This is a genomic window from Paenibacillus sp. FSL R7-0302 (assembly GCF_038006885.1).
GTDB lineage: Bacteria > Bacillota > Bacilli > Paenibacillales > Paenibacillaceae > Paenibacillus_AQ.
On record NZ_JBBOWB010000002.1, the window covers coordinates 1,157,302 to 1,179,787 of the forward strand.

At 54.1% G+C, this 22,486-nt stretch carries 15 protein-coding genes; 10 read left to right on the forward strand and 5 right to left on the reverse strand.

Features of this window, described 5'->3' with window-relative positions; translation table 11 throughout:
- Positions 1–92 precede the first annotated feature (92 nt).
- Positions 93–1,463, reverse strand: a complete 1,371-nt coding sequence (locus MKY96_RS30905) for a dicarboxylate/amino acid:cation symporter (RefSeq protein WP_340946423.1) — start codon at positions 1,461–1,463, stop codon at positions 93–95.
- Between the two features lie 330 nt (positions 1,464–1,793).
- On the opposite strand from MKY96_RS30905, the gene MKY96_RS30910 reads away from it, so the two are divergent.
- The 5 genes from MKY96_RS30910 (at position 1,794) to MKY96_RS30930 (ending at position 11,305) form a co-directional block, all read left to right on the forward strand.
- Complete coding sequence (locus tag MKY96_RS30910) at positions 1,794–2,597, forward strand: hypothetical protein (protein WP_340946424.1); 804 nt, start codon at positions 1,794–1,796, stop codon at positions 2,595–2,597.
- A gap of 70 nt (positions 2,598–2,667) precedes the next feature.
- Positions 2,668–6,417, forward strand: coding sequence for an S-layer homology domain-containing protein (locus MKY96_RS30915; RefSeq protein ID WP_340946425.1), 3,750 nt, complete (start codon positions 2,668–2,670; stop codon positions 6,415–6,417).
- Positions 6,418–6,612: 195 nt separating this feature from the next.
- Entirely contained in the window at positions 6,613–7,413 is an 801-nt protein-coding gene (locus MKY96_RS30920) for an ABC transporter ATP-binding protein (RefSeq protein WP_340946427.1), read from the forward strand.
- Positions 7,406–9,070 carry a hypothetical protein gene (locus MKY96_RS30925; RefSeq protein WP_340946429.1) on the forward strand — a complete coding sequence of 555 codons (1,665 nt, stop codon included), beginning with the start codon at positions 7,406–7,408 and terminating at the stop codon, positions 9,068–9,070. The genes MKY96_RS30920 and MKY96_RS30925 overlap by 8 nt, the downstream gene beginning before the upstream one ends.
- A gap of 225 nt (positions 9,071–9,295) precedes the next feature.
- Complete coding sequence (locus MKY96_RS30930) at positions 9,296–11,305, forward strand: putative bifunctional diguanylate cyclase/phosphodiesterase (protein ID WP_340946431.1); 2,010 nt, start codon at positions 9,296–9,298, stop codon at positions 11,303–11,305.
- Between the two features lie 99 nt (positions 11,306–11,404).
- Here MKY96_RS30930 and MKY96_RS30935 read toward each other — a convergent pair whose 3' ends face one another.
- Positions 11,405–13,099, reverse strand: coding sequence for a methyl-accepting chemotaxis protein (locus MKY96_RS30935; protein ID WP_340946434.1), 1,695 nt, complete (start codon positions 13,097–13,099; stop codon positions 11,405–11,407).
- A 247-nt stretch (positions 13,100–13,346) separates the two neighbouring features.
- Between MKY96_RS30935 and MKY96_RS30940 the strand changes: the two genes are divergently transcribed.
- Entirely contained in the window at positions 13,347–13,778 is a 432-nt protein-coding gene (locus MKY96_RS30940) for a MarR family winged helix-turn-helix transcriptional regulator (protein WP_340946436.1), read from the forward strand.
- A 644-nt stretch (positions 13,779–14,422) separates the two neighbouring features.
- Here the strand turns inward: MKY96_RS30940 and MKY96_RS30945 are convergent.
- The gene (locus tag MKY96_RS30945) at positions 14,423–16,363 is read right to left on the reverse strand and encodes an LTA synthase family protein (RefSeq protein ID WP_340946437.1); all 1,941 of its coding nucleotides are present in this window, start codon (positions 16,361–16,363) and stop codon (positions 14,423–14,425) included.
- 202 nt (positions 16,364–16,565) lie between these two features.
- Between MKY96_RS30945 and MKY96_RS30950 the strand changes: the two genes are divergently transcribed.
- Positions 16,566–18,881 carry an ATP-dependent DNA helicase gene (locus MKY96_RS30950; protein ID WP_340946439.1) on the forward strand — a complete coding sequence of 772 codons (2,316 nt, stop codon included), beginning with the start codon at positions 16,566–16,568 and terminating at the stop codon, positions 18,879–18,881.
- 53 nt (positions 18,882–18,934) lie between these two features.
- Positions 18,935–19,903 (forward strand): Gfo/Idh/MocA family protein, encoded by a 969-nt coding sequence (locus tag MKY96_RS30955; protein WP_340946441.1) that lies wholly within the window; start codon positions 18,935–18,937, stop codon positions 19,901–19,903.
- 27 nt (positions 19,904–19,930) lie between these two features.
- Here MKY96_RS30955 and MKY96_RS30960 read toward each other — a convergent pair whose 3' ends face one another.
- Both MKY96_RS30960 and MKY96_RS30965 read right to left on the reverse strand, forming a co-directional pair.
- On the reverse strand, positions 19,931–20,611 hold the full coding sequence (locus MKY96_RS30960; protein WP_340946817.1) for a CidB/LrgB family autolysis modulator: 681 nt from the start codon (positions 20,609–20,611) through the stop codon (positions 19,931–19,933).
- The gene (locus MKY96_RS30965) at positions 20,611–20,982 is read right to left on the reverse strand and encodes a CidA/LrgA family protein (RefSeq protein WP_036692167.1); all 372 of its coding nucleotides are present in this window, start codon (positions 20,980–20,982) and stop codon (positions 20,611–20,613) included. The genes MKY96_RS30960 and MKY96_RS30965 overlap by 1 nt, the downstream gene beginning before the upstream one ends.
- 112 nt (positions 20,983–21,094) lie before the next feature.
- Between MKY96_RS30965 and cidR the strand changes: the two genes are divergently transcribed.
- Together cidR and MKY96_RS30975 are read left to right on the forward strand one after the other, a co-directional pair.
- On the forward strand, positions 21,095–22,012 hold the full coding sequence (gene cidR, locus MKY96_RS30970; protein ID WP_340946443.1) for a cidABC operon transcriptional activator CidR: 918 nt from the start codon (positions 21,095–21,097) through the stop codon (positions 22,010–22,012).
- Positions 22,013–22,126: 114 nt separating this feature from the next.
- The gene (locus MKY96_RS30975; protein ID WP_340946444.1) at positions 22,127–22,411 is read left to right on the forward strand and encodes an aspartyl-phosphate phosphatase Spo0E family protein; all 285 of its coding nucleotides are present in this window, start codon (positions 22,127–22,129) and stop codon (positions 22,409–22,411) included.
- The last annotated feature ends 75 nt before the right edge of the window (positions 22,412–22,486 follow it).

Consider the following 22,486-nt stretch of genomic DNA (forward strand, 5'->3'; position numbering starts at 1 on the left):
ATAACGCCAAAAAGCAGCGATTCTTCCAGTTACGGAGGAATCGCTGCTTTTTGGCGTCTTTATGGCTTTTACGAAGAGGAAAGGGGACTTGCTTAGATTGCGTTCAGGAGAACCTCGTCCTCGTCTTTGTCACCACGGTTGAAGGCTTCGCGGTCGAATTCGCCCTCTGAGTTAGCCACCAGCAGGGCTGTTACGGTAGTCCCGGTAGCATTAACTGCGGTTCGGCCCATATCGATAAGGGCTTCTACCCCTGCAACGATGGCTATACCCTCAAGCGGCAAGCCGAGTGCGGTTAATACCACAGTGGTGGAGATAACAGCCGGTCCTGGCACGCCTGCTACCCCGATGGAGGAGATGATGCTGACCAGCACCAGCGTAATATAGTCGGTTCCGGTAAGCTGAATTCCGTAGACTTGCGCGGTGAATACAGCCACAATGGCCGGCCATACGCCACCGCAGCCATTGAAGTTGACGGACGCGCCCAGCGGAGCCACGAAGCTGGCAATGCGCGGTGAGACATGCAGACGTTTCGTAATCACCTCAAGATTCACCGGCAGGGTGGCGTAGCTGCTTCTGGTGGTGAAGGCAACGGTCAGCATCGGATAGATTTTGCGGAAGAAGCGGATAGGGTTCACCTTGGCAACAAACAGCACCAGCCCGCCGAAGATCAGGATAAAGTGCAGAATCAGTGCGGCGTAAGAGGTTAGGATGACACTGCCCAGCTCCTGGAGGGTATCCCAGCCGTAGCGTGCCGTGATTCCGGCAATCAATGCGAATACGCCGTAAGGCGTCAGACGGATGACGAATTTTACAACTTGGTGCAGCACTGTCGTCAAGGATTCAATAAGATCGCGGACAGGCTTCACAGCCTCCGGCTTCTTGGAGCCGACCTTAATAATGGCCACAGCCAGGAAGATGGCAAAAATCAGCAGAGGCACCACCTTGCCGGTAGCCGCTTCATTCACGGGATTGGAAGGGACAAGGTCGAGGATCACCTGTGAGAAGGTGGGAATTTCACGGGCGGTGAAGTCCTCGGGAACGGTCTGCTGGATGCCTTTGCCCGGGTTGAACAGCAGAGCTACAGACAGACCGATGATGGAGGCAACACCGGTGGTGCCTAGGAACCAGGCGAAGGTTTTAATTCCGATTTTGCGCAGGTATTCAAGGTTAGTTAAGGAAGAGATGCTGTTCAATACCAGAATGAACACCAGCGGCACAACAAGCATACGGATCAGACTGACATAGATGCTGCCGAAGGTGCTGATGGCCTTGGTCTCCAACGTGAAATATTGAAAAAATATTCCCGCAATCAGTCCGATGCCCAGCCCTGCCAGAACACGGGTGCCGAAGCCGATTCTCTTGCGGGCCAGGAAATAAAGGATACCGAATACGATAATAGAGACCACAAAGCCATGCCAATTCGTCTCAATGGCGGTTAATAGATTGTTGTCGATATTATTCATGCTGCTATAAAGCCTCCTAATAATAGTTTTTTGGTCGGAATTATGGGTTTAAATGTATATGGTAATTTTATGAATGTCAATGTATGAATATGTCAATTATCTTTAAATCCGATAAAACAGATGTGATAAATAAATTGGTGATTGACAAAGGATGGCAGGATGAATAATATGGAACTTATCTGCAAGCCATTTAGGGATCGACTGGACCGCCAGAGATTCAACAGAAGCGCATAATCATGCGTGCTGTTGAATCTCTTTTTGCGTTCCGCAGCCCTGAAATCATCTATACCAACTATCAGCCTAGGGCGAAGTGAAAGGAATGATTCATCTATGAAAAAGCTTACGGTATCCGTTATTACCGCAGCGGTAGTCTTCTCGGCATTGACCTTTGCCGCAGTATCCGCCACTAAAAAAACAGCGGAGGCTGAGCCGGTTCAGGAGAAGGCCGCCGCTGCCGCAGCGGCAAGCCAGCCACCGGTAGCACCCGTGCAGACGGCCCAGCCTGCTGAGAGCTCTTCCGCTGTAGCGGTGCAGACCGAAGCGCCTCCGGCAGAAGCGGCCCAGACCGCAGCAGTCCAGCCTGAGGCATCAGCAGTACCGGCTGTGGTTGCTGCCGTGCAGACTAAGGCCAGCGCAGCCCCTGCCGTGGCGGCTCCAGCCGCTGCAGCTTCAGCAGAGCCGAAGGATGCCGCAGCATTGAACAAGACGGCGGCTCAGCCGAAGGCTACCCCCGCCCCTGCCGTTCAAGCCCCTCAAGTGCAGGCTGCCGGCGCCAAACCGCAAGCTGCCGTTCCAACAGCAGCTCCTGTAATCAGCACCCCTGCTCCTAAAGCAGCCGTTGCAGCGGTTCCTACGGCCGCTCCGGCTGCTGTTACCGCCACGCAACAGCCGGTGGTTGCCGCAGCGCCTGCTGTAACACAGGCCCCTGCTGCGACACAGGCTCCAGCCAAGGCGGTTACCTTCTCCACAACCGAGGTGGTCAAAGCCAAAGCTACTGCAGCCCCTGCTTCTTCGGCTAACACAGCTAATTCTGCACCGCAGCAACCGGTAAGCGCTCCTGCGCCTGCACCGGCAGAAGCTGCCCCTGCGGAGGCTGCTCCGGCTCCGGCAGCCACAGAAGAGGTTTGCCCATGACGGGCAAGCCTGCTTCTGAAGTCCGCTGGCCGTTACAGAACATACCCCAATCCGAGTCGAGGTGCACATAATGACAAAACTGATTCAGCTCAAAAAGATAGTTCCGCTGCTGCTGGCAGCCTCTCTATTTGTTCTCCCGGTTCGCCAGGCAACAGCAGACCAGGCCGTGCCGGAAACGGAAGCCTTCGTTCAGGCTGCTGCCGGGGGCAGTGTAAGCCATTATAATTATTTCAACAATGTCTACAGCAATTTGAAGGACGAGAAACATGTGTTCAAGACAGCGACGTATGAGGACATCGTCCATCTGTTTGAGAGCGAAGGGAATTACGCTGTGCTGGTGGGCGGAGCGTGGAGTGAGAATACTCAGGCAGAGATAGGCTTTATTAATGAGGCTGCCAAGGCGTACGGTATATCCACCATTTATAATTTTGATACGAAGCTGGATGGAGATAGCCTGGATATTGCTGACAGCAATAATAAGTATGCATATAAATACGTGGATCTGGTCAATAAGTACTTGAAGAATCTTGCCTTGTACGACAAAAGCATTCCCGAGCATAATGTCAGCTACGTAAACAAAGCGGGAGCCGTAATTACTGCGAACAAGCTTGAAGCGCCTTTTCTGTTCGTATACAACAAGGATCATAGGGACAGCCAGGGCAACAGTGCCCCTATCGTATCTTATCTGAACGAGAGCAGGTCCTGGAGTGATTTCCAGACTGGCGGAAAGCTGGACCCTGTTAAGGTTGCGGATTACAAAGCCCTGCTGGAGCCTGTATTCCGTTCGGTGCCTTCCATTAACACGATTGATGAGTCAGCTTATATCAAGGCGGCCTTCAATAAGAACTATCTGGGGGAGAATCCGGGGAAGCCGGCAATCTTCACGGAAGGGGACGGCAGTCTTGTCTATGAGCATGTTACCTACCATCAGCTCAAGCAGATTTTGGCCAGTGACGGGAATTATGCGGTTCTGTTCGGCGGGTCCTGGTGCCCGAATACGCAAGCGGTCATCAAATACATTAACGAATATGCCAGAAAATATCAGGTGGACAAAATATATTTCTTCGACACCAAGCTGGATGCCGGGGTGACTGTCGCCGAACCGGATAATAACAGCGGCGGTACCTATCCGGCCAATCCGCACGGCAATGAAGAGCTTCAGATCCGGCTAACAGGACATCCCTATGCGAACCTGTATGTCGATCTGGTTAACACCTATCTGACCAACATCAAGACAGAGAACAATACGGCGGCGAAGCCTTCCGTCATCAGCTATACCGATGCGAGCGGCGTCAAGATCAACGGCGACCGGCTTCAGGTTCCGTATCTGTTCACTTACAGCAAGAATAATAAGGATGAAGCGGGGAATAGCGCTCCGATCCTGGGGCATGTGGAGCTGATGTACTCCTGGACGAACATTCAGCCGGGTTATGTGGATACCAGATATCCTGGCGTGTATCCGGCCGGCGTCCGATATTCCAATACCGTTGCGGCGTTGTCGGCTCTGTATTCGAGACTGGAGAGCGTGCCGGGCGGATTGACAGGAATAGCCCCGGCTGCGGCCGGAGGTACTGACGGGCAGATTGCAGGCACAGCAAACAGAGCATTGGAGTACACAAGGGAGGGGGGAACTGCATACACCCCTGTAACAGGCGACTCAATTACCGGACTCGCTCCGGGAACCTACACTGTCCGCTACGCCTCCAAGCCGGGGTATCAGGGGCCGATTACGTCCACTGGCGGTGCAGTAGCCATCTCTTACCCGGCAGGAGCTCCAGTGAAGGTAGTGGTGCCGGAATATATTGAGTCCCAGGCGGCACCTTCCGGATTGACGGGGGTAGCTCCTACTACAGAGGAGAATATTGACGGGCAAATTACAGGGACGGTGGCCGGACAGGAATATAAGCTGGCTGAAGGCGCTGAATACCTCAAAGTAGAAGGTTCTTTGATCACTGGACTGACCCCGGGGATCTATCTGGTGAGATATCCTGCCAGAGAAGGCTATAGCGCCAGCCCGGCAACCGAGGTTGAGGTTCCTGCCTACGGGGAGCAGGCGGCGCCGACCGGACTGGCAGGCATTGCACCGACCACTCCCGAGAATAAGGATGGACGGATCACAGGCACCACCACGCTACTAGAGTTCAAGCTCTCCACAGTCACAGATTATGTCTATGCGACGGAGGGTGAGATTACCGGACTCGTGCCGGGTGTATACAATGTAAGATTTGCAGCCAAAGAAGGCTATAAGGCGGGGCGCGCTGCGGATGTAACCGTGCCGGCTTATACGGCTGAGCAGGCAGCCCCAACGGGACTGGCCGGGATTGCTCCAACATCTGCAGCGAATAAGGACGGCCGGATTACCGGTACCACGGCAGCTCAGGAATATAAGCTGTCTACGGCTACGAGCTACGTGTATGCAACAGGCCCGGAGATCACCGGTCTGGTTCCGGGTACGTATGACGTCCGATATTCAGCCAAAGAAGGCTATAAGGCGGGGGTGGCGGCCAGCGTCATTGTGCCTGAGTATGTACCGGCTTCCGGCGGCAATCCTCCGGCATCATCCGGCAGTACACCGCCAGGAACCGTGCCAGGATCAGCACCGGCCGCACCCGTCAGCAGTGAGCCTGTTACGACAACAGAAGGGGAGACGGTGATAGTATCGTCAACGGCTTCGGCCACTACCGATGACACTACCGGAGTAACTACGGCGTCCCTTACAGCGGATACGCTCTCCCGACTGGTGGAGAGCCTCATCAAGGCTGAAGCTGCCGGTAAAAAAGCTATCCTGGAGATTAAGGTGGAGACTAAGACAGATACGCAGACCGCAGAGCTGATTTTGCCAAGAAGTGCTTTCAATGCTTTGGCCTCAGGGACGAAGGCTGAGATTAAAGTGAACTATCTGAATGTGGGAACCATTACACTCGATGCCCGGTCCGTAGCCAGCATCAGCGGAGCGGCAGACGGCGGGGATATCCATATCCGGATCGCCAAGGTCTCGCTAAGCGAGGAGGGGCAGGCCGTACTCGGCAACCGTCCGGTCTATGATCTGTCCCTGACTGCGGGCGAGAGTGAGATCAAGGCGTTCGGCGGCGGGAAAGCCAGTATCAGTGTGCCGTATACTCTGAAGGAAGCTGAGGATGCCAATGCTTTGGTGATCTATTATATTACGGAATCCGGCAGCCTGGAAACGATTCGCGGCGGGTATAGCCAGGCGGCGGCCAGTGTGAATTTCGTTACCCCGCATTTCTCCCAGTACATTGTCGGGTATAACAAAGTGAGCTTTACCGATGTGCCGGAGAGTGCCTGGTATAACAACGCAGTGAGCTTCCTGGCAGCCAGAGGAATAACCTCCGGCACGGAAGACAACAATTACAGTCCGAATGCCGCTGTAACCAGAGGCCAATTCATTGTTCTGCTGCTCAAGGCTTATGGAATAGCGCCAGAGAATGAAGGAGCCGCCAACTTTACCGATGCGGGGGCTACTTATTACACCTCTTATCTGGCGGCTGCCAAGAAGCTGGGGATTGCCTCCGGCTCCGGGGATAACCAGTTCAAGCCGGATCGGCAGATTACACGGCAGGAGCTGTTCACCTTGCTGTATCGCGCATTGAATACGCTGGGCGAGCTTCCCGGACGGACTGGAGGCGTAACCCTTGCCGCTTACAGCGATGCACCGCAGATTGCCGGCTATGCGCAAGAAGCCCTGCAGGCTCTTGCGGAACACGGAGTGATCAAGGGGGATAATGGAAGATTATACCCGCAGGAGCTGTCCACGAGAGCACAGGCGGCCCAGGTTATCTATAATCTGTTGGCGCAATAGCACCGCTTCCTCAGTAGCATAGCAAGTTCATCAAGAGTAGCCTAAGGGCTGCTCTTTTTGCTGTTTTCGGGTCTATGCAGAAATCACGCTGCGATAAATCACAGGAATCAAGTGCTAAAATTTGCTAGAATAGGGTGAATGGTACTTTCTGTTGCTTGAAGGAAGAGTGTGCTTACCGAAGGGAGAGAGACGTCAATGGGCTTAACTGAAGAGCCGGTGATTTCAATTGAGAGCTTGTGGATGAATTATAGTGACCGGATGGTGCTGCGGGGGATTGATCTGAAGGTATACCGCGGGCAGATTATCGGATATATCGGACCCAATGGGGCCGGTAAAAGCACGACAGTCAAGATTATGCTCGGTCTGGTGGAGGGTTACAACGGGACCATACGGATTTTTGGCAGGGATATCTCGGACGGGGATACGGCTTACAAAAAAAGAATCGGTTACGTGCCTGAGGTAGCAGAGCTGTATGACAGCCTGACAGCGCGGGAGTATCTGACCTTCACCGGTGAGCTGTACGGACTGAAGCAGGCGGATGCCGATGACAAGGCGCGGAAGCTGATGGGGCTGCTGGGAATGGAGAAGGCCTATGATATGCGGATTGCCTCCTACTCCAAGGGGATGAAGCAGAAGGTGCTGCTGATTGCCAGCATGCTGCATGACCCGGATATTCTGTTCCTGGATGAGCCGCTCAGCGGGCTGGATGCCAATAGTGTCATGGTGGTCAAGGAGATCTTCGCCACGCTTGCCGCCAGGGGCAAGACCATCTTTTATTCCTCGCATATTATGGATGTGGTCGAGCGAATCAGCAGCCGGATCATCCTGCTGGACGGAGGCGATATTGTCGCGGACGGAACCTTCACGCAGCTGCGGGAGCAGAGCCGGGAGGGGTCACTGGAGGAGATTTTCAATCAGCTGACCGGGTTCGATCAATACAGGGATATTGCAAGCGAGTTCGTGGCTGTGATAGGCGAGGGTGCGGGGCATGAATGAATTCCTGATTCTGAAGCTGCTTGACCGGGTACAGTGGATCTTTAAGAGCCTGGGAGCCGATTATGCGCTCATGCGCCGTATTCTTCAGGTCAAGCTGACGATGGATGGCAGACGGACACCTACCCTGTTCTCCGGGTCGCAGAATTCCAAGCTGGAGATGGAGGGCTCCCCCTTCAGAGTCCAGTGGCTCTATCTGCTGCTGGGGCTGATGCTGATCGCTATGGTTGCGCCTAGAGACCACCATATCCTGATGATGAGTCTGCTGTTCAGTATCGTGATGTTCCTGATCACCACGACGCTGATCTCCGATTTCTCGACGGTGATGCTGGATTTGCGCGACAAGAACATCCTCTTCTCCAAGCCGGTGGACCGCCGCACACTGAACATGGCCAAGAGCTTACATATTCTGATCTATCTGCTGACCTTAACACTGACCTTCACCGGACCCTCACTGCTGTTCTCTCTATTCCGGCACGGGCCGGGCTTCTTCTTCGTGTACGCAGCTGAGATTCTGCTGATGGACGGCTTCATCCTGGTGTTCACTGCGCTAATCTATCTGCTGATCCTGAGGTTCTTTGACGGGGAAAAGCTCAAGGACATCATCAACTACGTTCAGATTGTCCTGTCTGTGGCGGTAACTGTCGGCGCGCAGCTGGTTAGCAGGATGTTCAATCTATCGGAGCTGGGGCTGGATTTCACTCCCGCCTGGTGGCATTTCCTGCTGGCTCCGGTCTGGTTCGGGGCGCCGTTCGAGCTGCTGGGCGGAGGAACAGGAAGCCGGTCCGTGATTATTCTGACAGCGCTCTCTGTGGTGGTGCCTGCCGTGATGTTCGCCGCCTACATCCGGCTGATGCCGGTATTTGAACGCAGCCTTCAGAAGCTGGCTGAGCATGGCGCAGAGGGCCGGGATAGCGGACGGCTTGCCCGTGTGCTGTCCGAGACCGTATGCCGGAACAAAGCGGAGGCCATGTTCTTCCGCTTCACCTGGTCGATGATGAAGAATGAACGCGAGTTCAAGCTCCGGGTATATCCGACCATCGGCTTCTCGCTGATCTTTCCCTTTATCTTCATCTTCAATCAGGTGTGGAGCGGCGATCTGGCCGGGATCAGAAGCTCCAAGTCCTTCCTGTTTATCTATTACAGCGCGCTGCTGCTGATGACAGTCGTGCAGATGGTCCGTTACTCGGCCAGCTATAAGGGGGCATGGATCTATCAGGTGATTCCTTTACCGGGCAAGGGGCTGGTCTACCGGGGAATGCTGAAGGCAGCGGTCGTGAAGCTGCTGGTGCCGCTCTTTCTGCTGGAGGCGGCAGTGTTCATCGCTCTCTTGGGCTCCTGGATTATTGCAGATATGGCAGTCGTCCTGCTGGCTCTGCTGCTGTATGCCGTGATTTGCTTCCTTACGTTCCCGAAGGCGCTCCCGTTCTCGGAGAAGTACGAGGCGGCGCAGCGGAAGGAATTCACCGGCAGTGCTTTTGTACAATTGTTCATTCTTGGGGGGCTGGCCGGAGTGCACTATGTCTTCACCCTGATTCCTGCAGGAATATACATCTACATGGTAATTCTGGTAGCTGCTAATGCCTGGATCTGGCGCAGGGCGTTCCTGCCGGACACCTCCCGGGACAACGGATTTCCAACCCTTCGCGCAGGCGGCTGAGGACAAATATGGACAATTTTTGCCGGCGTTCAAAAAAGGGTCCAAGTTCCATTATTTACTTAGACAGCCCGGTGAATACAAGGTAAAATACAGCTAAAGTTAGTTTTCAGAGAATACCTGCAATCATTATATACTCTTCCATTTATCCGCTATTCGTATATTGATTTATAACTTAAGATAGACCCTGAAACGACGCTGATACTATAACCAGTGAAGAGGTCAACTATGGATCAAATGGGAATCCACTATAATATCTGGATCGTTTTACTATCCTATGCGCTAGCTGCCGCAGCAGCGTACTCCGCGCTTAATCTGATTTCGCAGGTTTCCCATTCCGCGGGCCGGGTCAGACGTCTCTGGCTGCTCTCGGGTGCCTGTGTCCTTGGCGGCGGGATCTGGGCCATGCATTTTGTCGGCATTATGGCCAGCCGCCTGCCGTTCAAGGCCAGCTACCATCCGGTGATGGCTGGCGTGTCCCTGCTTATTATTATGTCCTCCTGCTATGCAACCCTTCAGCTGGTTACGGCTCCCCGCCAGAGAAGCTGGCGGCTTCTCGCGGGCAGCGGCATACTCGGCAGCGGCATATCGTTCATGCATTATGCCGGAATGTCCTCGATGGAGATGGAGGCCAAGATTCATTACAGGGCAATGGATCAGGCTGTATCGGTACTGATTGCCCTTGCCGCTTCCTACATCGGAGTTCTGATGTTCCGCAGATTCAAGGATCATACAGGCTTCAACCGCTGGAAGCTGTATTCGGCTCTATTCATCGCCCTGGCGGTTACCGGTATGCATTATACGAGTCTGAGAGCAAGCGACCTGCATAGTTACAGCTGGCAGGCGCCCGCCCCGATGCTGATGGAGACCGATGTGGTTCTGCTGACAGGGATTTCACTGGTTACCCTGTTCGTGCTGGCAGTCTCCGGCGGGACTGTGTTTCTGGACAGGGATGTATTGGAGCGCATGGCCTATCATGACCCGCTCACCGAGCTGCCGAACCGGCATGGTCTGGAGCGCTACTTCAAGGATGATTTCTTCGGCGGGATCTCCGGCGCCGTGTTTTTTGTTGACCTGGACCGCTTCAAATCGATTAATGATACGCTGGGCCATGATATTGGCGACTTGCTGCTGCGGGATGTATCTGCGAGGCTGACCTGCTGCGTGGATGGGAAGGGGAAGGTGTTCCGGCTTGGCGGGGATGAATTCCTGATTGCGCTGCCGGATTGCACCACCGTGGCGGCAGAGGAAGTAGCACAGCATATCCTCCAGGAGCTCAAGAAGTCTTACAGTATTGAAGGTAACGAATTGTACGTAACTGCGAGTGTGGGAATCAGCATGACTCCGGCGCACGGCACCGACCGTTCGGCGCTAATGAAGGCAGCCGATACGGCGCTCTATACCTCCAAGGATTCGGGCAAGAATAAATTCAGTGTGTTCGATCTGGAGATGAACCGTCATCAGGTCCGGCGGATGTCACTTGAGAAGGATCTGCGCAAGGCGCTGGCCCGCTCGGAATTCATGGTGGTCTACCAGCCCAAATGGGATTCGCTGCTGAATGTCACCGTGGGGCTTGAAGCGCTGCTGCGCTGGAGACATCCGGAGCATGGCGTCATCTCTCCGGGAGAGTTCATTCCGATCGCCGAGGAGACCGGCCTGATTGTCCCTATTACATACTGGATGCTGCATGAGGTGTGCGGACAGAATATGCTCTGGCATCAGGCGAAGGTTGCCAGTGTAGCGGTCTCGATTAATATGTCGGCGCGGATGTTTGAAGGCGGAAGCCTGTATGAGGTAGTGGAAGAGGCGCTGTCGCGTTCGGGCCTTGCGCCGCATTTCCTTGAACTGGAGATTACCGAGTCGATTGCGATGAACAATATGGAAGAGACGGTAGCCCAGCTCTCCAAGCTGCGGGATCTCGGTGTGCGGGTGTCATTGGATGATTTCGGAACCGGTTTCTCTTCGCTTGGCAATCTGGATGAGATTCCAGTGAATACCCTGAAGATTGATCAGGTCTTCATCCGCAAGAGTAAGATGCATTCCAAGAAAGCGATCATCAGCAACATCATTGCCATTGCCAGCAATCTGAACATGGAGGTTGTGGCGGAGGGCGTGGAGACTACGGAGCAGATTGAACTGCTGCAATCGCTGGGCTGCCGGGTGATGCAGGGCTTCTACTACGGGCGTCCGATGCCGGTTAACGAATTGGGCCAATGGTTCATTGAGAATACGGCATAATGTATCTGATTGCTGTTGCACAAAAAGGGCTGTCCTGGACGTGGAGGGTTATTCCACATCAGGGCAGCCTTTTTCATGAATAATATATAAAGCTCCGGTCTAGATTTTGAAATTCTCGACCAATACCTGCAGCTTCTCTGCCAGGGAGGAGAGGAATGCGGCGGAGGATTCGACCTCCTGCATGGCGGCAAGCTGCTCTTGAGACGAGGCGGACAAGGTCTCCGCGCCCTCGGCCGTCTGATTGGAGACCGCTACGATCTTCTGGATCGAAGCGACAAGTCCGTCAGAGAGCAGGGCCAGCTCACGCACAGTGGCTGAGATCTGCTGGCTATGTGCAGACATATCGGAGACGGATGACTCAATCTCGGAGAAGGAATGGCCGGCCGCTATAATCATCTCTTTGCCGTGATGCATCTCTTCCGTGGAGTGCTTCATGGTCTCTCCGGCCTTGTCCATCTGCTGGACAATCAGACTGACCAGCTCACCGATCTGGCGGGCAGATCCGGCCGAACGTTCAGCCAGCTTGCGTACAGAGCCTGCCACAACGGCGAAGCCGCGGCCCTCTTCTCCGGCCCGTGCGGCTTCAATCGCCGCATTGAGGGATAACAGATTCGTCTCCTCGGCAATACTGGCAATAGTGCCGACAATATTCTCAATCTCTTTGGAATGGCTGCCCAGCGTCTCGATAATACCGGATAGATCCGAGATGCTTGCGCCCACAATGGCCATCTGGGAGGTGGTCGAGTCCATAGATTCCCGGCCCGTCCGGGCCTTCTGGGAGTTGATGGCGGCCTGGTTCATTGCGCTGTCGGCATTGCCTGCAATCTCGGTAATGAAATGCGACATATCCTGTACGGCCTTGAAGCTGCCCTCCAGATTCTGCAGCTGGGTATGCGCCCCGTCGGCGAGATCCAGGGTGACATTAACACTATGCTCTCCGGCGCGGTTGGTCTCCTGGGCACTGGCGGACAGCTCCTGGGAAGAGGAGGCAACCAGCATGGACGTATCATTGACCTGTGTAATCAGGTTGCGCAGATTCAGAGTCATCGCATTGAAGTCGCGGGCAAGCTCGCCGATCTCGTCCTTAGCTGTGAAGAGCAGCGGTTCCCGGGTCAGATCGCCTTGGGCTACCGTATTCACGGATGCAGACAGCTTGGTGAGCGGGCTGACCATCCGGCGGATCAGCAGATAGGCGGCAAGAATCGCAATAATCAGAATGGAGCTGCCGATCAGGAAGGGCTGGGTGATGATATCCATGGTCCGGGATTGAATTAAGGGGCCGTCGAAGTTAATCGCCATTAATGCAATGATGGGTTTGGTAGGGTCATGGTCCTGATAGATGGGGCCGTAGCCGGTTTTGAGGGAGGTGCCCTGATATGTATACACCTTCGAGTAGGCGGAGTGCTTCATCTTGATAATCATTTGTTTATCTTCATCTGAGAAGTAGAAGGAATCTCCAGCTTTGTAGCCGCGTTTTTTGAAGTTTTGGTCAGCGGCCAGCACCTTGCCGTCCAGTGATAGAATGAAGGCTTCTTTGAAAATAGGCTTGTGATCACTGATCCATCCGATGCGGTCTTCAATCGCGGTCAGCTTGCTGGAATCCCCGGCAGCCAGAGCGGTTATGTCGGCAGGATCAATAAGGCCGGTAGTGATATTCGCGCAGCCTACCAATTCAATGCCTGCAGCTTCATCGATCTGCTTGTAGGCCGCATGATAACCGAAGAAGCCTATGGATGAACCAACCAGCAGCAATACAATCAGCATCATCCATGTTAATTTTGTTGCCAATTTCATAACAAATATCACCAGCCCTGACTCTAAAAGATTAAGTGAATTATGGGTTCACTGCTACGATTATAGCGCATACGCTGCGGTTTGAGCAGACGTCAGAAAAAGAATTTTTGTGTCGGAAAATGATGGATTATGTATAAAAAATCATTGAAAATAGGCGCTGAATCCTATCTTAAATTCAAAAAATATTGTTGCCGGACCCGTATAATGGTACGCTTGAAGCAGAACAAACGGACTGGGAGCTGAAGGAATGTCGCAAGAAATCAATCCTTTGATCGAACGTGTGGGATTATCCATGTGGAAGGTTCAGCGCAGAATCATGTCGCAGATGTCATTGCATAAGGAATTGGGCTTGACTGTGCCGCAATTCGGGCTGCTGCATATGATCTTTCAGGAGCAGCAGGCACGGGTGATTCAGCTGGCGGACAAGATGGAGGTGAAGTCCAGTGCAGTCACTGTCATGCTGGACCGGCTGGAGCTGCTGGAGCTGATCGCCCGCGTGACGGACGAGAATGACCGCAGAGCGGTAATCGTCACGATCACCGGCAAGGGACAAGAGGTGCTGGAAGAAGCACAGCGCCGGTCACTGCTGCTGCTGGAAGAGCATTTGGCCATTCTGGAGCCGGCAGAGCTGGAGAACTTCGCGGATTATTATCTCATGCTGGAGAATCAGGAGCGTTAACATAAGCATCACAAAGAGGCAGCGCTTCTCCCGTTACGGAGAGGCGCTGCTTCGTGTCTTGAAAGATTTTATATGCTTTGGGGTAAGCCCAAGCTTACCCTTACTTGTTATTTTACTTAAAATGGAATCCATTGGGCTGATACAACGGTATATGGACCAAGTGTATGTGGAAAACAGCATACATTGTGCTCGCAAGCAGGCATATGGACCAGATGTATGTGAAAAACAGCATACATTGTGCTCACAAGCAGGCATATGGACCAGATATATGTGAAAAACAGCATACATTGTGCTCGCAAGCAGGCATATGGACCAGATGTATGTGGAAAACAGCATACATTGTGCTCGCAAGCAGGCATATGGACCAGATGTATGTGAAAAACAGCATACATTGTGCTCGCAAGCAGGCATATGGACCAGATGTATGTGAAAAACAGCATACATTGTGCTCGCAAGCAGGCATATGGACCAGATGTATGTGAAAAACAGCATACATTGTGCTCGCAAGCAGGCATATGGACCAAATGTATGTGAAAAACAGCATGCATTGTGCTCGAGCGAAGGTAGTCCTAATCACCCGTTAGGATGATTTTTTTAAAAGATAAGCCAGTTTTGGGGTAAGGCCAAGCTTACCCCAAAACTGGCTATTCTGCGGCAGGTTCTTTGTCCGGCAATTGTGTAACGTAACTGTCAGACAGCTGGCGCAGCCGCAGAGCGCGGTTGTATTCATCCTCGTTGCCGGCCGGAGCAGTACCTCCGGTCGCCAGCGGATATTGGGTATTATCCTCGAAGCTGTTGCCCGGAATCAGCAGGGCAGAGCTGGAGATGAAGGAGCCGGTAGGCAGGTAATACCGCTGCGGCAGCAGATTGTAGGACTGGCTGAGCAGATCCTGGCCGAAATGAATGTTGTTATCCATGGATACCCCCAGCAGGCTGGCAGCTGTAGGCATAATATCGACTTCTCCGCCGACCTGCGCAAGCTTCTGCGGAGCAATTCCTTCGCCATGGATAAGCAGCGGAATATTGAGCATATTGGCGTAGCTGTAATCATATCCGTAGATTTCCTTCATTAACTGTTTGTCGTCATGATCCAGGGAATAGATCGGCAGTCCCATATGGTCGCCGTAGACCATAACCAGACTGTTCTCCCATAATCCGCTGTCCTTAAGTTCATCTACAAACTGTCCAAAGGCATAGTCCGCATAGTTCTGGGACCGGACATAATCGCCGACAAAGGTTCCTTCATACCGCTCAGGAAGCTTCATCTTGTGCTTTTCTTCAGGAATAGTGAACGGGTGATGCGCCGACATGGAGATGACCTGGGCATAGAACGGCTGGCCCGCATCGCTCATTTCCTTCAGCTTCTCCGAGGATTTGCGGTAGAGCACCTCATCGGAAGCGCCGAAGAAGAAGGCATCCTCGTCACCGAAGAACTGGTGATCGTAATATTTCTGCCAGCCGAGGGCTTTGTACAGCTCGCCCCGGTTCCAGAATTCCACTACATTGGTGTGGAACGTGGCCGTCTGATAGCCGTTGTCTCCCAGCAGACGGGGGAGACTCGGCAGCTGCTTGTCGATATAAGACATGGTAGCCGCACCCTGCGGAGGAATATAGAAGGACGAATTGACCACGAATTCCGCATCGGAGGTGTTGCCCTGGCCGACCATCTGATAGAAGTTCGTGAAGTACAGGCTCTCCTCCATCAGGCGGTTCAGGTTAGGGGTAATCTCCTGGCCGTCTACCTTCAGACCAAGCAGGAAGTTCTGGAAGGACTCCAGCTGGATCACAATCAGATTCTTGCCCTTGGCGGCACCGGCATAAGCCGAGACTGCTGAAGGGTCGATGCCCTTGAGCTGATTAATCGTGCCCTGTGTGATTTCACTGGCCTGGACCAGCTCGGTTTTATCTTTGGCAAAGATCGTGTATGCTTCATAATTAAGGATGCCCATTTCCTGGGCCTTCTTGATCTCATTCATGCTCGCCTTATTCGGAAGAATATTGAACAGGCAGAGTCCGAGCGAGACCGCGAACAGTACGACATGCAGCGTCCGGCCGCTGCGCCGGTTGATCTGGTCTTTTTTATAATTGCGTCCGTTCTTATTAATGAAGAAGTAGAAGCCCAGCACGATAATATCGGTGAAGATCAGCAGATAATAAGGGTCCATCAATGAGAACACGCTGTTCTTGACGGCAGTGACCTGGTTCACCTGCTCGGCGGCATGGTAAGTGACAATGACCCCGTAATATTTGAAGTACATAATGGCGGCAAAAAAGATCGCGGTAACCAGCAGATTGACCGTCATGTAATAGCCGAGCTTCCGTCTGGAAGCAAAGCGCTCAATCAGGAAAAACAGGGCCCAGACAAAGGGCAGCTCCGTCAATACGGATTTCCAGAATTGCAAATCATCAAAGATTACACCCCAGGCCAGCAGGCTTTTGAACAGAAAAAGAATGGAAAAGAACACAAATGGCTTAAGGAGCCAGCGTTTCACAGTTTGGGATGACACAGCTTCGCCTTCTTTCTGAAGAATGAACAGGTTTCCCGGGTGATAGGAAACAGCAGCATGAGGACATAAGAATACCATTATCAATAGAACTTATTATGCAGTGCCAGGGAAGGAATGTCAAAAATCAGAAGCGGCCGTATACTCCCTGGAGCGCGCGTAAACTACGGCTAGAACGAACCCGGCGCAGGCCACTCCCTCAGGCGGGGGAATATCGGCGTTAAACGAAGAATATGAGCCTTATGCAGCGGAAGCTGGCGGAAATTATTGGAGGTGGGGACGGATGGAGCATACAGAAATCACACTGTCCGTGAGGGCGCTTGTGGAATTTGCCTACAGCAGCGGCAGTCTGGAGCCGGGCTTCCGCAGCGGAGCCGCCATGGCGGAGGGGACGCGCAGCCATCAGCTGATCCAGAAGCAATACAAGGAAGGGGACCGCAAGGAGGTCTATTTGAAGACCGGAATTGCTTACGGAGAGCTGCTGTTCCAGATTGACGGACGCTGCGACGGCCTGCTTACGGCGGAGGATGGGAGCCTGACGGTGGAGGAGATTAAGTCCATGGCCGGAATCCCGGACCCTGCGCTTGAAGGGAAGGAGGTACACTGGGCGCAGGCTTACATGTACGCTTACATGCTGGCAACGGATCTTGAGCTTCCCTGCATTCAGGTGAAGCTCACCTATGTGCAGCGGGGAAGCGAGGCACAGTACAGTCTCTACCGGGAGATGTCCCGTGAAGCGCTGACGGCCTTTGCGCTAGAAACGGTAAGCAGGTATGCACCGTATGCCGAGATGATGGTCCGTTACAAGGCGAAGAGAGGGGAGAGCATCACGAACCTGTCCTTTCCATTCTCGGCTTACCGGCCCGGCCAGCGCCATTTCGCCGCCGCAGTCTACACCTCCATTGCTGAGGGGGCGAATCTCTTCGCCCAGGCACCGACTGGCATCGGCAAAACCATGTCCACCCTGTTTCCGGCGGTGAAAGCGCTGGGTGAAGGCAAGGCGGCCGGTATCTTCTATCTGACCGCCAAGACCGTTACACGGATCGCGGCGCAGGAGGCAGCCACGATGCTGAACCTCCGGGGGCTGCATCTGCATGTCATTGCGCTGACGGCGAAGGAGAAGGCCTGCTTCCGGGAGGAAGGCATCTGCGGCACGGATTCCTGCGCGTATGCGGAGGGCTATTATGACCGGATCAACGGCGCCCTGATTGATATGCTGGAGCATGAGACGCTGATGACCCGGGAGACGATCGCCGGCTATGCCCATAAGCATCAGGTCTGCCCGTTTGAATTCTCGCTGGATGCCGCCTATGCCTGCGATGTTGTTATCTGCGATTACAATTATATCTACGACCCGCGCATCAGTCTGAAGCGCATGTCTGAGGAGCGTAAGAAGAACACCGTGCTGCTGGTGGATGAAGCGCATAATCTGGTGGACAGGGGCCGGGAGATGTATTCGGCCGCGCTTACCAAGGCACCCTTCCTGGCGCTCAGCCGGACCTACAAAACGGCGAATCCCCGGCTCGGCACTGCCGCCAAAGCGGTGAACACTTTCTTCATTGCGCTGCGTAAGATCTGCGGTGATAAGGGTGCGGGAGAGTGGGCGCCCTATCCGGAGGAGCTGCCGGAGCTGCTGGAGAACTTCGCAGCCGAAGCGGAGCTGGAGCTGCTGAATTCCTCTTCCCCGGTAAACTCTGTGCAGCCGGAGGAGGACGGGGCGGATAGCCTGCTGGATACCTATTACGCAGTACAGGGGATGCTTCGCACCTTCAAAACCTACGATGAACGCTACATTACCTATGCCGAGGTGCGCAGCGGAGATGTGTATCTGAAGCTGTTCAATCTCGATCCGTCGCATTTGCTGCAGCAAATGGGCAAGAGCTTTCGCAGCCAGATTCTGTTCTCCGCGACCCTCTCCCCGCTCTCGTACTACAGGGACATGATCGGTGCAGGCGAGGAGGACTACAGTCTGAGCCTGGCCTCGCCTTTTCACAAAGAGCAGTGGCAGGTGTCTGTCCTGCCGGTATCCACCCGGTTTCATGACCGGGAGGCTTCCTTACAGCCGCTTAGTAATGCTCTTAAAGGCATGGTCTCGAAGAAGGGCAACTACCTGGTCTTCTTCCCCTCTTATGTGTACTTGAGGAATGTCTATGAGGTGTTCACTGAGAAGTACCCTGAAGTGCCTACGCTGCTGCAGGGCAGCGGGATGAGCGAGCCGGAGCGGGAGAGCTTCCTGGCGGCCTTCCGCCCGGATAACCCGGAGCCGCTGCTTGGCTTTGCCGTGCTGGGCGGTATTTTCTCCGAAGGGGTGGATCTGCCCGGCGACCGGTTGAACGGGGTAATGGTGGTGGGGGTCGGACTCCCGCAGGTGGGTCTGGAGCGCAATCTGCTCCGTAGCTATTTCCAGTCACAGGGCAAGAACGGCTTCGATTATGCTTATATCTACCCTGGCATGTGCAAGGTGCAGCAGGCTGGAGGGCGGCTGATCCGCAGTGAGAGCGACAGCGGGGTCATTGTGCTCGCAGACGACCGCTTCATGCAGCCTTCCTACCGGCAGCTGCTCCCAGAGGAGTGGCGGGACTACTCTGTTATGACCTAAGCGGGTATAATCTACTGAAAAGGCATTCACCAGACAACTCAGGAGGTAATGACATGACGCTTAATATCGGACTTGTTGGAACAGGCTGGTTCTCCAAGGTACATGCGGATTTGCTGGCGGGCATGGAGGATGTGTCGCTGAAGGCGGTCTGCGGCAGCAGCAAGCTTAAGGGAGAAGAGATGGCCCGCCCTTACGGGGCCGAAGGCTACGGGGAGATGACCGAGATGCTGGACAGCCACAAGCTGGATGCCGTCTACATCTGTGTGCCGCCACAGTCGCACGGGGCGATTGAGCGGGCGCTGATCCGCAGGGATATCCCCTTTTTCATCGAGAAGCCGCTAGGCTCAAGTACGGCCATTCCGGCCAGTCTGCTGGAGGATATCAAGCAGCATCAGCTGCTGACTTCGGTAGGCTATCATTTCCGCTATCAGGAGAATATCCAGCGGCTGAAGCAGACGCTTGCCGGAGACAAGGTAGGGATGATTACCGGAGAATGGATGGGCGGAATGCCCGGCGTGGCGTGGTGGCGCAATCAGGAGCAGTCCGGCGGGCAATTCACGGAGCAGACGACGCATATTGTTGACCTGCTGCGTTATCTGGCCGGTGAGGTGACAGAGGTCTACGGCATGTTCGGCAACCGGATTATGCATGAGAAGCATGAAGGGGTGACCGTAGCCGATGTGGGCACCGTGTCGCTGAAGCTTGCGAGCGGCATTATCGCCAGCATCTCCAATACCTGTGTGCTGCCCGGTGAGGTGAACAAGGCCGGAATCAGCTTCTATAATGACAACGGCATGCTTGACTGGAATCCGGAGCGTCTGCTCGAAGTCCGCAGCGGGGACAGCAAGGAATACAAGAATACGGGCAACCCTTACGCAGTAGAGAGCGAGGCATTCCTGTACGCTGTCCGTACCGGAGACCGCTCCCGCATTCTCAGCGATTATGAAGACGGGTACAAGACGCTGAAGGTAACCTGCGCCGCGTATGAATCCGCCCAGAGCGGATTGCCTGTGAAGCTGTAGGCCTCCGTCTTAGGGCCAGGAAGCTGCTTAATGAATGAACACTGCGATCAGTGCGGGTGCCAGCCCAATGGAGAACAGCGCCGCCAGAATCATCGAGATACTGGAGATGGTTCCGGTCAGCGAGCTAAGCTCGAAGGCCTTGGAGGTACCGGTGCCATGCGCTGCAGTGCCCAGCGAGACTCCGCGTGCCACTTCATTCTCAATGTGGAAGAGGCGCAGCACCGAGGGCCCCATCATCGTTCCAAGCACACCCGTGAGAATGACGAAGACTGCGGTGATGCTGGGAACTCCGCCGATGCTCTGCGAGATGCTCATGGCAATCGGCGTAGTTACCGAACGGGGGACCAGGCTGGTGGCGAGATCTCCGCTCAGGTGCATTAATTTGGCCAGCAGCATGGACGACAGTACAGCCGTTACCGTTCCTGACAGCACGCCTGCCGCAATTTCGGCGGCGTGCTTTTTGAGTAGCTTGAAGTTCTTGTGCAGCGGAATCGCAAAGGCGATTGTCGCCGGCTGAAGCAGGTCTGACAGCCATTTGCCGCCTGCATTGTAGGATTCATAAGAGCTGCCTGTGATCAGCAGGAAGCCGATGATTACCAGCGGAGTGATGATCAGCGGAGAAGTGTACATTTTACCGCTGGCCGCATAGATCCGTTTAGTTATAAGATATACCGCAATGGTAAGTCCAAGGAATAATAGTCCAGTCATCATGAGCTTCTACGCTCCTTTACTTTATAGATAACGCCTGTCAGCAGACCTGAGCTGGCCATGACAGCAAAGGTGCCCACCAGCACAACAGCCAGTACCTGCAGGCCGAAGGATTCCAGCAGCTTCGAGTAGTTCATGACCCCGATAGCCGATGGAATGAAGAACAGCAGCAGCTCAGCCAGCAGCCATGAAGCTCCTGCCTCCACCCAGTTCAGCCGGATCACGCCGGATTCGAGCAGCAGGAATAATAGAATCATCCCGATAATGCTTCCGGGAAGCGGAATATGCAGTAGTGAGGTTAATCCGTTAACGAGCAGGGAGAACACGGTTAGTCCGGCCACCTGCAGTAAGCCTAAGGCAATCTTTTTCATCATGATTACCTCCTTTCATCTCTTACTGAAATTTTACATCTAATTCTTTCATAGGTACAATGAATGGATTGAATAGCTCACATTCTAATTGTCTATGCATGGAGGGTACCTAATGGATATCAGACAGCTGGAGTATTTCGTGCAGGCTGCCAGGCTGAACAGCTTCTCCAGAGCCGCAGAATCGCTGTATATCACCCAGCCGACCATCAGCAAGATGGTCCGCAATCTGGAGACGGAGCTGGGAGCCGATCTGTTCTACCGCGAAGGCCGGAGCATCCGTCTGACGGATGCCGGAGAGCTGCTGCTCGTCAAGGCGCAGAACATTGTAGAGTCCTTTGCCAGCCTCTCCTCCGAGCTGGACAGCCTGCGCAATCTGAAGCAGGGGCATATCCGTATCGGACTTCCGCCCATGGTGGGGGCCAGCTTCTTCCCGGCGGTCATCGGGGAATTCCACCGGAAGTATCCCGAGGTGACGATCCGGCTGCATGAGGACGGGGCGAAGAAAGTGGAGGATGACGTAGAGTCCGGCCTGCTTGATATCGGGGCGATTGTACTGCCGGTGGACCCGGCCAGATTCCACTGCTTCACCTTTGTGGAGGAGAAGCTGGAATTGCTGGTTCCCACAGGCCACCGTCTGGACGGAGCGCAGCAGGTGCCGCTGAAAGAGCTGGCCGGGGAGGAGTTCGTCCTGTTCCGGGAGGACTTCGCCCTCCATGACCGGATTATCTCGGAATGCGTCAAGGCGGGCTTTCAGCCCAAGGTGGTCTATGAAAGCTCCCAATGGGATCTGATCAGCCGGATGGTGGCCGCCGGAATGGGCATTGCGCTGCTGCCGGAGACCATCTGCCGGGATATCGACCGTTCGCGGATTGCGGTGATTCCCCTGACCGAGCCGGTGATTCCCTGGCAGCTGGGCATGATCTGGCGTAAGGACCGCTATCTGTCCTTTGCCGCGAGGGAGTGGATTGCTTTTGCGATGAATGTATTAGGAGAGCGGTATTCGCGGCCGGAGCCTCCGGAGGATATATAAATAACAGAGCTTATTTATACTTCCGCCGACATTTTTTTCTTTTTTTGCAAATTTTGTTTTTTGGCATCATGATTTATGATAAGGGAGAAGTTGATAGAGAGAAGGTGAGTAACCGTGAACCTTTACCAGAATTCTCCTGATATTAGCGGCCGGGATTACAGAGAAGATGAGCTGTTCCTTACTATAGAGAATTTAAGAAGCGAGCTGCTGGAGGTGGCCCAGGAACGGAGTCTGAGCGACCATGCAGTGCTGGAGCTTAGCCAGCGGCTGGACGGATATATTGTGATGGCCCAGAACCTGATGATGGAGAGCCTGCGCAGCCGCAAGAATGGAGCCGCGCCCTACGGCAAGAATAAGAAGAGCCAGCGGATCAGGAATCAGGCGGCTCTGCAGCAATAATCTATAATACACCCGAGCATCTGACGGTGTTTGTTAATCATGGTCCTACTAATGTGGGGCCATTTTGTTGTGCTT

Bases quoted from the DNA above. Each gene is read 5' to 3' on its own strand.
- MKY96_RS30905 (WP_340946423.1), bottom strand. From the start codon at position 1,463: ATGAATAATATCGACAACAATCTATTAACCGCCATTGAGACGAATTGG.
- MKY96_RS30910 (WP_340946424.1), top strand. From the start codon at position 1,794: ATGAAAAAGCTTACGGTATCCGTTATTACCGCAGCGGTAGTCTTCTCG.
- MKY96_RS30915 (WP_340946425.1), top strand. From the start codon at position 2,668: ATGACAAAACTGATTCAGCTCAAAAAGATAGTTCCGCTGCTGCTGGCA.
- MKY96_RS30920 (WP_340946427.1), top strand. From the start codon at position 6,613: ATGGGCTTAACTGAAGAGCCGGTGATTTCAATTGAGAGCTTGTGGATG.
- MKY96_RS30925 (WP_340946429.1), top strand. From the start codon at position 7,406: ATGAATGAATTCCTGATTCTGAAGCTGCTTGACCGGGTACAGTGGATC.
- MKY96_RS30930 (WP_340946431.1), top strand. From the start codon at position 9,296: ATGGATCAAATGGGAATCCACTATAATATCTGGATCGTTTTACTATCC.
- MKY96_RS30935 (WP_340946434.1), bottom strand. From the start codon at position 13,099: ATGAAATTGGCAACAAAATTAACATGGATGATGCTGATTGTATTGCTG.
- MKY96_RS30940 (WP_340946436.1), top strand. From the start codon at position 13,347: ATGTCGCAAGAAATCAATCCTTTGATCGAACGTGTGGGATTATCCATG.
- MKY96_RS30945 (WP_340946437.1), bottom strand. From the start codon at position 16,363: ATGGTATTCTTATGTCCTCATGCTGCTGTTTCCTATCACCCGGGAAAC.
- MKY96_RS30950 (WP_340946439.1), top strand. From the start codon at position 16,566: ATGGAGCATACAGAAATCACACTGTCCGTGAGGGCGCTTGTGGAATTT.
- MKY96_RS30955 (WP_340946441.1), top strand. From the start codon at position 18,935: ATGACGCTTAATATCGGACTTGTTGGAACAGGCTGGTTCTCCAAGGTA.
- MKY96_RS30960 (WP_340946817.1), bottom strand. From the start codon at position 20,611: ATGACTGGACTATTATTCCTTGGACTTACCATTGCGGTATATCTTATA.
- MKY96_RS30965 (WP_036692167.1), bottom strand. From the start codon at position 20,982: ATGAAAAAGATTGCCTTAGGCTTACTGCAGGTGGCCGGACTAACCGTG.
- cidR (WP_340946443.1), top strand. From the start codon at position 21,095: ATGGATATCAGACAGCTGGAGTATTTCGTGCAGGCTGCCAGGCTGAAC.